9 protein-coding genes and 6 pseudogenes are annotated in these 11,618 nt (G+C 59.4%); 8 read left to right on the top strand and 7 right to left on the bottom strand.

Annotated features, from left to right (window positions below):
• Window positions 1–285 precede the first annotated feature (285 nt).
• Window positions 286–858: pseudogene (locus QNA11_RS20125) on the bottom strand (transposase); the annotation flags it as partial.
• A 72-nt stretch (window positions 859–930) separates the two neighbouring features.
• Here QNA11_RS20125 and QNA11_RS20130 point away from each other — a divergent pair.
• Together QNA11_RS20130 and smbP are read left to right on the top strand one after the other, a co-directional pair.
• Window positions 931–1,068 (top strand): annotated as a pseudogene (locus QNA11_RS20130) (IS6 family transposase); the annotation flags it as partial.
• Window positions 1,045–1,353 (top strand): small metal-binding protein SmbP, encoded by a 309-nt coding sequence (gene smbP / locus QNA11_RS20135; RefSeq protein WP_281932707.1) that lies wholly within the window; start codon window positions 1,045–1,047, stop codon window positions 1,351–1,353. The pseudogene QNA11_RS20130 and the gene smbP, both read left to right, overlap by 24 nt.
• Here smbP and QNA11_RS20140 read toward each other — a convergent pair.
• On the bottom strand, window positions 1,333–1,644 hold the full coding sequence (locus QNA11_RS20140; RefSeq protein WP_281932591.1) for a CBS domain-containing protein: 312 nt from the start codon (window positions 1,642–1,644) through the stop codon (window positions 1,333–1,335). The two genes, smbP and QNA11_RS20140, sit on opposite strands and share 21 nt — an antisense overlap.
• Window positions 1,645–1,872: 228 nt before the next feature.
• Between QNA11_RS20140 and QNA11_RS20145 the strand changes: the two genes are divergently transcribed.
• Window positions 1,873–2,061, top strand: a complete 189-nt coding sequence (locus tag QNA11_RS20145; RefSeq protein WP_281932592.1) for a hypothetical protein — start codon at window positions 1,873–1,875, stop codon at window positions 2,059–2,061.
• A gap of 1,120 nt (window positions 2,062–3,181) precedes the next feature.
• Here QNA11_RS20145 and QNA11_RS20150 read toward each other — a convergent pair.
• Window positions 3,182–3,505: pseudogene (locus QNA11_RS20150) on the bottom strand (DDE-type integrase/transposase/recombinase); the annotation flags it as partial.
• 52 nt (window positions 3,506–3,557) lie between these two features.
• Here QNA11_RS20150 and QNA11_RS20155 point away from each other — a divergent pair.
• From QNA11_RS20155 to QNA11_RS20170, 4 genes and pseudogenes are all read left to right on the top strand, one after another.
• Window positions 3,558–4,262, top strand: a complete 705-nt coding sequence (locus QNA11_RS20155) for an IS6 family transposase (RefSeq protein ID WP_281932593.1) — start codon at window positions 3,558–3,560, stop codon at window positions 4,260–4,262.
• Window positions 4,263–4,313: 51 nt separating this feature from the next.
• Window positions 4,314–4,787 (top strand): annotated as a pseudogene (locus QNA11_RS20160) (IS6 family transposase); the annotation flags it as partial.
• Window positions 4,788–4,926: 139 nt separating this feature from the next.
• Window positions 4,927–5,975: pseudogene (locus QNA11_RS20165) on the top strand (IS110 family RNA-guided transposase).
• A 285-nt stretch (window positions 5,976–6,260) separates the two neighbouring features.
• Window positions 6,261–7,091: pseudogene (locus QNA11_RS20170) on the top strand (IS5 family transposase).
• A 147-nt stretch (window positions 7,092–7,238) separates the two neighbouring features.
• Here QNA11_RS20170 and QNA11_RS20175 read toward each other — a convergent pair.
• From QNA11_RS20175 to QNA11_RS20190, 4 genes are all read right to left on the bottom strand, one after another.
• Complete coding sequence (locus tag QNA11_RS20175) at window positions 7,239–7,436, bottom strand: hypothetical protein (RefSeq protein WP_281932594.1); 198 nt, start codon at window positions 7,434–7,436, stop codon at window positions 7,239–7,241.
• 598 nt (window positions 7,437–8,034) lie between these two features.
• A complete protein-coding gene (locus QNA11_RS20180) occupies window positions 8,035–8,331 on the bottom strand; it encodes a hypothetical protein (protein ID WP_283484510.1) in 297 nt (98 codons plus the stop codon).
• 456 nt (window positions 8,332–8,787) lie between these two features.
• The gene (locus QNA11_RS20185; RefSeq protein WP_165056255.1) at window positions 8,788–8,991 is read right to left on the bottom strand and encodes a hypothetical protein; all 204 of its coding nucleotides are present in this window, start codon (window positions 8,989–8,991) and stop codon (window positions 8,788–8,790) included.
• Window positions 8,992–9,030: 39 nt separating this feature from the next.
• A complete protein-coding gene (locus QNA11_RS20190; RefSeq protein WP_281932596.1) occupies window positions 9,031–9,465 on the bottom strand; it encodes a DUF2721 domain-containing protein in 435 nt (144 codons plus the stop codon).
• Between the two features lie 1,769 nt (window positions 9,466–11,234).
• Between QNA11_RS20190 and QNA11_RS20195 the strand changes: the two genes are divergently transcribed.
• The gene (locus tag QNA11_RS20195; RefSeq protein ID WP_281932597.1) at window positions 11,235–11,492 is read left to right on the top strand and encodes a hypothetical protein; all 258 of its coding nucleotides are present in this window, start codon (window positions 11,235–11,237) and stop codon (window positions 11,490–11,492) included.
• Window positions 11,493–11,618 lie beyond the last annotated feature (126 nt).

Below are 11,618 nucleotides of genomic sequence, written 5' to 3' on the forward strand. Positions count from 1 at the left end.
CGCTGTATTCGAATTGGATCTCGATTGAGGCGTCGTCGCGCAATTCGGCGTTCCCATCGCCGGAGACTTCATCCATTTCGTCGAAGCCGATCCAGGCAAAAGCGATCGAGGTCGGGGCGTATTCGACATCGAGAGTCGCCTGCATCGCGCCGAAGGCGATTTCCCCGCGGCCGTCGGCGCCGATGACGATCGTCGCCGATCCGCACAGGTCGAGATAGTCTCGATCCCAAATGTCGGCCTCGACGATCCGCCAGCGACCAACGAGCTTGCACCCGGCGGGCGCGCTCATGTCGGCGCCGCCATCAGTTTCGGCAGCCGCACCAAATTGTAGGCGGCGGCCGCAAAAGTGAACGCCCAGCCTACCCGCGCGCGACCTCGGAACTTTGTCTGCTCCTGACCAGCGACGATCTTGATCCAGCCGAAGCCTTCTTCGATCTTCTTGCGGATGCGCTGGCTGATGGCGTAGCCCGCATGCTGCGTCGTGCGTCCGTCGATCGTCGAAGCGCGGCCGCTGGTGTTTTGCGCGACATGCGGCGTCACCTTCATCGCGCGCAGCTCATTGACGAAATCCTCGGCGTCATAAGCCTTGTCGGCGCCGATCGTGATGGCCGTTGGCCGATCGACGCGCGGCTCGATCATGTGCAGCGCCGCGATGCGCTCGGCGTGGCCATCCGCCGGCGTGAGGCAGGCGTCGACAAAGAGCGCATGCCGGTTCTCCATCAGCGCGTGGCCGATGAAGCAAAGCTTCGCCTCCTTGCCGGGGCCTTTGCGATAGAGACACGCCTCGGGGTCGGTCGTCGAGGCGTGCGTCTCGTTCGAGCGCTTCTCGCCGCGGAAATCCGCCTCCTTGTTGCGCCCGCGGCTCTGGTGCAAACAGCGGAAGCGGGGCATATTTTCAGGAGAAGGTGCTGAGCAGAGGACCTAATCCATATGCTGAGTATTGATGATCTCTTCAGAGGCCGCCATTTCGACCGAGAGATCATCATCCTCTGCGTACGGCGGTATCTGCGGTTCAAGCTAAGTTTTCGAGACCTCGTCGAGATCATGGCCGAGCGCGGAATTGATTTGGCGCCGCGTCTCGGCTTAGCGAAGGATCACCTGGCCGAGGCCATCAGCCAGACGAAGGAGGCCATCGCCACCGGGGAGCAAGGACAGGCGGACGTACTCGTCACCCACGCCGAAGCCGCGCTCAAGCATGCCGAGGCGGCCGAGAAGGTGAAATCCAATACGCATACCGAGGAAGGCATTAAGCATCTTGAGGCGGCGATTGACGAGGGCAAGAAGAAAAATGCCGGCGCTGCTACAGGGCACGCCAAAGAGGCATTGACGCACCTAGAAGCTGCGACGAAATAAGACGGATAAACGAGAGCGGCCCGGCGTTATACCCACGCTCGGGCCGCTACAGGTAAGACGAATTCTCATCGGTGATGCTCGCGCTGTTAACATTCTTTCGACGGCGCCAAACCCACCCTTTTCAGTATCACGACAATAAATGATGCCGCTGGTCATCACGTCGCGCGCGGTAAGCTGGGAGAGTTCCTTGTCTTCAGCAACGGCTCTGATTGTGATGTCGCGATCGGTAATCATGCCGACAAGTCGATCGTTTTCGCCAACCGGAACCGCCCCAATGTCATGTTCCCGCATCTTCTGCGCCACGTTGGCGACCGGCGTGTCGGGAGAAACCCATTCAGCGCCTTGTGCATCACATCCTTTACCTTCATGGGGAACTCCTATTTAACAGGCGGGCCTATCGGAGGGCATCCGCTGTTTCCTCCCAACACTCTTGGCTCGCCTTGTCGCCGTTTTAGGCTGTTAGTAAGATACTCGACCCCGATGTAGCTGGCGCCTGACCCAAGCCCTTGGAGAGAAATCATGTCTGAAGAAAATCACGTTTTGGTTCTTATCGCCGAGGCAATTCACAAGGCGAATTTCATAGACCCAAGCTCTACCACAGGCGTGAAAGATGCTCATCATAGGAGCAATGAAGAAGATAGTGCTCATTTAGCCAAGGCCGTCGTGGCCGCACTTCACGCTGCGGGCTACAAAATCGTAAAGGGCTAAAGGCCTGCGGCTTGTATGGCGGATATACGAAACGGCGCGCTGTCGATGCGCCTCAGTCATGGGGATTGTGTCGCTTGCGAAAACGCCGGAACACGGTAGCGCTACCCCAGCCGCGACCTCCTTTCCGTTTATAGCCACACAAGGACTCGTCATTGAAGCGGATTTCGACAGACCTGCAGGGCTTCAAGCGCCGCGGGGGTAGTTTTGCGGTTCAAGTTGTTCGCCTCGGGAGCGCAGAGCCACCCAAGCGCCAAACTCAGGGGCGCCTCTCTCAACTTCCGGGGCCGGCGCCGTCGAGCGAGCCACTCGCCCCCAAATTCACCGAAAAGGCTGACGGAATCTCGGCAGCCCGCCCATGGCAGGCAGCCGGCACAAGGATCATCGAGGTCCTCGATCAACCGCAACACCTCGAGAAGCAGCCCGAGCCGGGACCGCGCCGCGGCCGCCAGAGCCACGAAAAACTCGAGCATCCCCCCAATACGAGAAAGGGGCCTCAAGCCGGGCCAGCCGCCGACAAGCGACAGCCGCGCGCCGTCCCAAGCCACGAGTCCTCGACCGCGCCAAAAGCAGTCCCGGTGCCTCGTAAGGCGCGCCGTAGCGCCGAGGAAATCCTTGCGAGCCTTGCAGAAACGACTCCCGCGCCGGCCGTTCCCGCGCCGATAGCTGCGCCCCCGAAGGCCAAAAGAATGCGCCGCAGTAAGATTGAGGCCCTTGTTGCGAAGCTCGCCGAGGCATCCACGCCAAGCCGTGTAAAGCGCGATGCCAGGAAGGCAATCAGCGAGGCTGGCGTCCGGCTCACATTCCGGCAGCGCTGCGCCTTGCGCCACAAGTCGACGTAATGGCGGGCGTTTGCTGTTCGTCACCGAGGCTTATACCAGGGGACGAAGAAGCCAAAAATGCCTGAAAGCACCGCGAACACGATGACAGTCGATGCAATTATTGGGATGTCAGAGGTACCCCACCGGGCGAGGATGAATCCGAGAACCCCGCCCGCCCTCCTAGCCCCATTTGTTTGGTGAGGAGACTGTCTACTCGATGCGGGCTGTAGACGCCAGATAGAGGGCTGTGGTGCAAAATTTCCGTGACGAAACAACGAATGGCCAGAGGGCATGAGCGGAGGTCATGCAACGAGCGCTGTGTTCCAGATTTCCGGCGCACGGGTGTCTTTGATGCGAAGCGCTCCGAGTTTGAACCGACCTTTCCTGATCCGGTGCACGAGCTCGATACCAGCGATGGTGATCGAGGCAGTTCGGAACCGCTTCAACCCAAGCATTGGGCCCAAGCGAAGCTTGATCGATCGATGATCCTGTTCAGTGAGGTTATTCAAGTATTTTGAAGATCCAAATTGAGTCCGCGCGCCGCCTTGATGCTCGGCGAGGAATTCGCGCGCCGCTCGATGCGAAGCCTGGTAGCCATCGAGCGTGATGGCGCGGGGCAGTCGGCCTGGCGATGTCAGGTTAACTTCGGCGTAGGTAGTTCCGGGCGATACGGCTCGGATGAGCGAGCCCCCCGTCAGCTACAAGCGCCACCGCTTTCCGCCGCAGATCATCGCCCACGCAGTGTGGCTGTATTTTCGATTTCCCCTGAGCCTACGGCTGGTCGAGAAATTGCTGCTCGAACGCGGGATCGTGGTTTCCTACGAGACCGTTCGCGTCTGGGCTCACAAATTCGGACCGGACTATGTCCGGTGCTTGAGGCGAAAGAAGCCGAGCCGACAAGACATCTGGCATCTCGACGAAGTGGTGGTCACGATCAACAGCGAAAAACGCTACCTCTGGCGCGCCGTCGATCAAGACGGATACGTGCTCGACGAAATCGTCCAGATCCGCCGCGATACGCGAGCCGCCAAACGGTTGTTGGAGCGGCTTTTGTGCAAGCAAGGTTGTCCTCCCAAGCGCATGATCACCGACAAACTCGGCTCCTACGGAGCCGCCCGGCGCAAGATCATGCCGAAAGTAGAGCACTGCCAACACAAGGGCCTCAACAATCGCGCGGAAAACTCGCATGTTCCCATCCGAAAACGCGAGCGGGCGATGCAAGGTTTTCGTTCATGGAGCGGACTCCAGAGATTCGTCGAAACTTTTCCCGCCGTCCGCAACCACGTTGTTCCACCGCATTCACACCGCTCCGCATTCGCTACTCATCTGCATCGCCTCGCGGCGATGGCGGAGTGGAAATCCGTCACGCTGACCGCGGCCTAAAATTGACCCGCGCGGGGCATCTGCACCACGTTTAAGTTAATCTGACATCGCCATCTCGACGAGGTCGTCGTCTCGATCAATGGCGAGAAGCGCTATCTCTAGCGGGCCGTCGACCAGGACGGCTACATTCTTGACGAGATCGTTCAGGCTCGCCGCAACGCCACGGCCGCACAGCGATTGTTAAAACGCCTTCTCCATAAGCAGGGCTGTCACCCCCGGCGCATGGTCACCGACAAGCTCGGCTCCTATGCCGTAGCGCAGCGGAAGACTCTGCCGGATGTCGAGCATCGATCCCACAAGGGTCTGAACAATCGTGCCGAAAATTCCCATGTGCCATTGCGAAAAAGAGAGCGAGCGATGCAGGGGTTTCGATCATGGGGAGGGTTGCAGCGCTTTGCCGATGTGTTCTCCGCGCTCCGCAACCTGTTCGTTCCGTCCCGACCTTCCCGCCGCTCCGCCATCTCCATCCATCTGCATCGCCTCAGGGCGATCGCGGAATGGAGATCCGTGACGCTACCCGCTTAAAATGAAGACCAAATACGCTTCGCTACACCGTGTGCGAGTTAACGTGATGGTGTGGACGGCGCCGCACCGGCATCCAGCTCCGAGAGAGTTGTGCCAAGATGGTTGCTGTCAAGCAATCCATCTGCAAGGAGCGCCGTCCATGGGCAAACATAGCATCGATTTATCTTGTGTCACGATCGTTGGGCTCGATTTGGCCAAGCATGTGTTTCAAGTCCACGCCGTCGACGCTTCCGGAAAGGTCATCCTCGCGCGCGCAGTGAGACGAGGGCAGCTTTTGGCATTTTTCCAATCTCTTCCGCCTTGTCTCGTCGGCATGGAAGCTTGCGGTTCAGCGCATTATTGGGCGCGCCAGCTGATAGCGCTCGGCCATGATGCCCGGCTGATGCCGCCAGCCTATGTGAAGCCCTTTGTGCGCCGGCAGAAGAACGATGCGGCGGATGCAGCGGCGATTTGTGAGGCGGTGGCGCGGCCTTCGATGCGTTTTGTTGGCGTGCGCACGGAGGAGAACCAGGCAGTGCTGATGCATCACAAGGCGCGCGAGATGCTTGTGGGTCAGCGCACGCAGCTCATCAACGCCTGCGCGGACATCTGGCCGAGATCGGCGTGATCACGGCGCAGGGGCATAACGCTGCACGGGAACTGGCCAGGCGGATTGAAGCCCGCGACGAGACGATATCGCCCTGCGTCTGCGAGGCGCTGGCCCCGCTGGTTCTTCAACTGCGCACGCTCGACGAGGCCATCGACACAATCGACCGGTCGTTGATGAAAAAGGCGAAAGCCGATGCGACTGCGCGGCGCCTGATGAGCATCCCGGGCGTCGGCCCGATCACGGCCCAAGCGATAGCGGCAAGCGTCCAGGACGCCTCGAGCTTTGAAGGCCCGCGCGAGTTCGCGGCTTTCCTCGGCCTGACGCCGAGGCAGAACAGTTCAGGCGGCAAACAGAAGCTTGGGCGGATTTCGAAGATGGGCAACCGCTATTTGCGCAAATTGCTCGTCGTGGGCGCACATGCGGTGCTGTACCATCGCAAACCTCACACCGACGCGTTGCGCACATGGGCCAAAAAGCTCATGGAGACCAAGCCATTCAAGCTAGTCGCCGTGGCCCTTGCAAACAAACTGGCGCGCATCGTCTTTGCGATCCTGCGCAGCGGGGCGAGTTATGCTGCGGTGACGCAAACGCTGGCGTAAGTGGGAGTAGCGGTTCGGCTAGCGATAAATCCACCGCAAACGGAGTCGAGGGCGACAAAGAACTGATGCGAAGGCAAGCGAATTGATCTCAAAGCCCGCGGCGATGTCTGCGCGGAAGAGCGCGCTAATGTGATCGGGGCAAGGGATCAGCGGACAACATCAGGGCCAGCGGGCGAAGTTCCGCTGCGAAAGGCCGAAGACATGACCGCGCTCACGAACCATCGCAGAGATCTCAAAGTCGCCTTGACGGGAAGGCGCCGTCCAGACATGACATCGCCATTCGGAATGTGGACGCCGGATCATCGTAACCTACACCCGCGTCGGCGGGCGTTACCCCAGCGACATGACGGATGCGGAATGGGCCGTGCTCGTGCCGTTGATCCCGGCGGCCAAGTACGGCGGTCGACCGCGCAAGACCGACATGCGCGCGGCGATCAACGCCATTCTCTATTTGCTGCGCACGGGTTGTCCGTGGCGCTACCTTCCCCGCGACGGCTTTCCGCCACGGTCGACCGTCTACAACATCTTCCGCAATTTTCAGAAGGACGGCGTCTGGGACGCGATCTGGGACAAATTGCGCATGGAGCTGCGTGAAGACATGGAGCGCGAAGCGAGCCCCACGGCGGCGGTCATCGACAGCCAGTCGCTGAAGTCGACGGAAAAAGGGGCGGTCATGACGGCCTGACCGGCTACGACGCCGGCAAGAAGGTGAAGGGTCGCAAGATTCACGCGCTGGTCGATACGCAAGGCTTGCCGTTGCGCGTCGTCGTCCACTCCGCCGGCGTGCAGGATCGCGACGGCGCGGCGCTCGTGCTCGATAAAATCCGTAACAGCTTTCCCTGGCTCGAACTCGTCTGGGCCGACAGCGGCTACAACGCCCATCAGGTCAACACGGCGGTCGCCAAGGCTCCGTCGCTGCGCATCGAAATCGTCAAGCGCAGCGACGACATGAAGGGCTTCGTTCTGCTGCCGCGCCGGTGGGTGGTTGAAAGAACGTTCTCATGGTTCGGACGCAACCGACGCCTCGCCAAAGACTGGGAAAACCTCGCAACGACCCTGCAAACCTTCGTCGTTCTGGCGTCGATCCAGATCGCTATCAGGCGGCTCGCGCGATAGTTGTCTTTTGAGTCAGGTTCTTACACGATTTCAAGGTCGGGTGTGTTTGCTACCTAATACCGTACAATTGCGCCCCGCAAAGAAGCAGCCCGGTTATCCGGTATCAGGTAGCAAACACACCTAGTAAAATTAAAGCAAGGTAGTGTCCTAATTTGAAGCGTCGTCCTCAAATTTCTTCAACCGTTCAATCAGGATGCCAAGCTCGGCCTGGCATAGCTCTAAATGGGTGCGTATCTCATTTCTCTCTGCCTCCCGAAGAGGATTTGAATAAAGCTCGCCCCAATCGATTTGGATTGACTCCCTGAGCGTATGGATATCCCGGAGGAGTTTCTCTATTTCGCTCATTTGGCTCCCCTACGCACCACCGCGATTGCGGCTTTCAACGTGTCCTGCGGCGATCATACGCCGCTCAAATGCAATATTGCGAATTTGCGCCGCATGTCGGTTCCTTCAATAGGATCCGACCACACATCGTCGCGGCTTGCTTTGGGGTTGCCTCTGGATTGGAAACCTCAACCACGCCTTCCCACACGGCGCGGCGCTAGGTAGCAAGCAGGCCTAGTCCATTGCGTAAAATATAAGACACTGATTTACGTGCAGTTTCTATTTAATCTGGACAGTTATCCACATCCTGATGGTCGATTTCGCCGCACCGGCGCCCAAGGGGGGCGGCGACGCACTGACTGGCAGGCCTGATGACGCCATCCGAGGATTAAGGATCGTTCGAGCTATGCCTACCCCAGCGCCGTTGCCGCAGCCATAGGGTCTGCCCCTAAGAAGCCACGCGCGAACATCGCGCCGACGCCAATCGAAAGAATACGCCAGAAGGCCTGCTCTCGCATCATGTGCGTGAGCCCTCCCGAAGTGGTGGAGCCCCACACCCCCATTTAGGATGACAGGCCATCAAATCGAGCGGCGCCTTGGAGGCGCGCGGACAGATGTTCTACGGCTGTGGATACGGCTTCCCGAGAGGACCGCCGATTGGCAGCACCGTAAACAGAGGCTCGTTAGCGGTGATCGATAAGAACTCGTTGGCGATCATCGTCCGATAAAAGAAACGCATTTTCTTCTCGTAGGGGTCGAACATCGACCAGCCAACCATGCCGGTGTCTGGCCCCCATCCGCCCGTCGGATAGTGATGGTTGTCCCTGAAGCCCGGCGCGCTCTTGATCATATACTTAGCCAAAGGCATACGCGCGATATCCAGCAAATGCCGTTCAGCATAGCCGAGGTCATACACGCTCAGAGGAATGGTCGGCGTTTCGTTGCTGCTCAGCCATACGGAGCTTCTAATCCCGCGCTACCCATAGTAGCGGCGCGCGATTACGCCCTTCTGCGGCCAGCAGCATCGAGCATGAATAAGGCGGCCGCCCGAAGCTCACGGGGCAGCCGCCGGGTCGAGCGGTCGTCAGAGGGCCACCTTGGCGGGGCGGTCTTGGAGCTTCATTCCGTCCGCTCGATCACAACGCCCGAAAGCGTCGCTCACTATCAACCCTTTGAACACTTTTCGGTTCGCGGCTGTGGCAGCAATTTTCCGCGGGCTCCCCCGCCCATCCGGCTTGTCGCCCCATCTAGGGAGCAAGGCCTTGCCTTCCCCGAAACGCTCGCGTAGCTTCCCCGCAATGGCGTCGTGGCGCGGCGCCAAAGAGAAACGCCCCGACCGTGGATGTGCCGGCGGGGCGTTTTGCTTATAATGCTAACTCTTCTGTGGATCGTCTTTTTGAGCGATAGCGCAATATTCGGCTTTCCACGGCAACGTGTCGAAATCCGGCTCATAGCCCTTGTCTCGATACTCTTGCTCAGGAATGTCTATCCCGATCCTCCCAATTTCGACGAGAGCGGTATTTGGTTGACCCCGCTCGCCTGACGTCCGGTAACGTCCCTGCGGTTTTTCTGGCATAGCTCATCCTCCCGCTTTCTGATCTCAGGAGAGCAGCGATCACTCATATTCATCTGCCTCAGAAAGGCCGATGCGGGCTTCCTGGGCGAAGGAAACGAGCCCGGCACCCAAGAACAATGTTGCCACGACGAAGAGCAGGCCCGCCCCATACGCATATTTAAGGCCGAAGAACTCGGACGTAAAAACAATCGCTAGGAGGATTGTTGCGCAAATCCCGCTGACCAGAGAGGCGACTATGGCTCGGTTCAAAAGCCGTGCACGCCGACGTAGTCGATCAATGTCGGTCTTGAGATGTGCGCGGGCGGGGTCATCTCCAGGTATCCCATTGAGCCCGCGAATCCGGGTCACCACTGCGGAAAGCCGCGAGGACATGAGCGAAACGAATCCCGCGACTGCGCCTAGAAAGAAGGTTGGCGCGGTCGCCTGAGAAAAGATCATGGTCAACCGTGGCAGGTCCGGCACAAACTCAAGCATTGGATCCGCCTTACGCTGCTGCGTCCCGTGCGCCTGCTGACGTCGATTGACGTATCGGCGCTCTCTAAATCGGTAGAAGCCCCGTCGTTGAAGCGCCGGGCTACCGCAGAGCTTTACCGTTCGATCAACAATCCGAGGACCCCGCCAACGATTGCGCCGCATAGGGCGCCGACAGGCGCTCCGGAGAAACCGGATCCTGCTCCAGCCAGTAGTGCGCCTAACGCCGCACCGACCGCAGCGCCAATGCCAGAAAGTGCTAGGATACCGGACGTCTGGTCGTCGCGGTTATGTGTATCTGCCATGTGAGGATGCCTTGGTAGCGGTCTGGCGACAAACCAGACGCCCTTTCCATGCATAGGTAGGGCGCTGTTAGGCTATACGGCTGCCGCCGTCTCGCTTGCACCGTTTTGCAGCTGCTCTCCGCGCTGCGCCCATTCTCGCGGATGAAGATCGCGCTGACGGCTTTCGAGTGCGGCGCGGACTTGCCCTCCGGCTGGTCGACGGCGCGCATCAGGCGGAAGACGAGGCGCTGGCCGAGAGAGCGCGCAAAAGTAGCAAGGTCGAAAACTGAGCTGATGGACGTCCACCGGGCTGGTCGCAGCCGGGCGAGTGGGCTCCAACCTAAGCTGCCTCATCCTGCATTTGTGGAAACGAGGACTCAAAACGCTTCAGGCCTCGGCCAATTCTGAAGCGTAACCGCGGGCTCCCAAGTCGATAAATCGGGTGATGTCGTCTTGGATCATCTTCCGAAGCGCCAGGGGACCTCGCTTCCGGTTGAGCAAATAACCTGCGAGAATACGGGCGGGCCTGTTGCTTGGACTAACGCCGTGAGCCATAGGGGCGTGTTCGAGATTCGTCATCTCTCGCCTCTTCTTTGCGATCTGAGCTAGGGATACGCCCACCGCCTACGCATAAGATCATGCTGCGATGCGCGTGCTTCAAATGCCTATACCGCCCTCACATGTCACGTTGATGTCGTACGGCGGAGTCGGCAGCAACGGACGAGCAAGTGGAGGCGGTGCGGGGCGGACGTCCGGCCGATTACGGCAGAGGCCGGAACAAAGTTCTTAGAGCCAGAGTTGGATTCTCAACTTCTCCTACTTATCAGCGCCCGCACTCCCAGGTCGGGCGCATTTTTTCGGCCTATCCATGTCGCATCCATGTCGCGCGGGGCCGCCGGGATTGCCGGGGAATCGTTGGAAACCAAGGGAATTTGTTGCGAGCCGATGCAACATGAAAAGCAGCTATTTCGAGCCCCTGCCAACTAACTGGGGGCGCGAAACACCGCCTTCCGTGGGAGCTGCTTGTTCGCTCGCTCTTTTCAGATCAGGAAAGACAGAACCCCCGCCTGCCTGGCCTTCCCCAGGAGGATTGGAGAGAGGCACGCGGGGCGGGGGCAGGCGGGGGGCTACATAAACGAACCAATAATGGCTCCTCCGAGCCCGCCAATTACAGTACTCGCGAGAGCAGCCGGAAAGCCGATTGTCGCGCCTCCCAGCGCTGCGCCGAATGCCGCACCGACAAGAGCGAGAACCGTCGCCATAGTCATGTGTTCTTTGGCGGTAACCATCGTCGCCTCCACGATCGCGCCCCGCCAGCTCGAGGCGAGGTCTACCGTAGTACGGTAGCGCTCTTCCGCTGCCAGACAAGCGCTCGCCCTTCAGTTTTCTACGGGTTCCCACTAAGCGTTTCCCTTACCTTGAAGCGAGCGCTTATCTGGGCGTATTCCCGCCGCTCCAATGTGCGGAAAAACAAGGAAAAGCTTGCCAATGGGTCGTCTTGCTGTGTCCGTCCTCAACGAGTTGGAAGCGCCCGTTTTCTCAGCCGAATTTCCCACGCACACGACCGCCAAAAATTTCATCGAGTGGCGAATTGAGGATTTGCTGGCGCAGGGCGCGAAATATTTCGACATGATCGACAAGGATACGCACGCCGAAACCCGCTACAGCGCTGCTGCAATTGCCGATGGCGTTTTCGCCACCATCAAAACGGATTGGCGTTACGCCCTCATAAGGAGGGCAGCCTAGCGCTTGCTCCCGAAGCGCTCATCAAGAAGCGCCGGTGAGAGGGCGAGGCGAGGCGGTCGAATCGGGAAGTTCACCGCCTCCCTCGCGACTCAAATAGCAGCATTATCGCCCCATCCCGCTCGCCTG

The organism is Methylocystis sp. JR02, assembly GCF_030063565.1.
Taxonomy (GTDB): Bacteria; Pseudomonadota; Alphaproteobacteria; order Rhizobiales; family Beijerinckiaceae; genus Methylocystis; species Methylocystis iwaonis.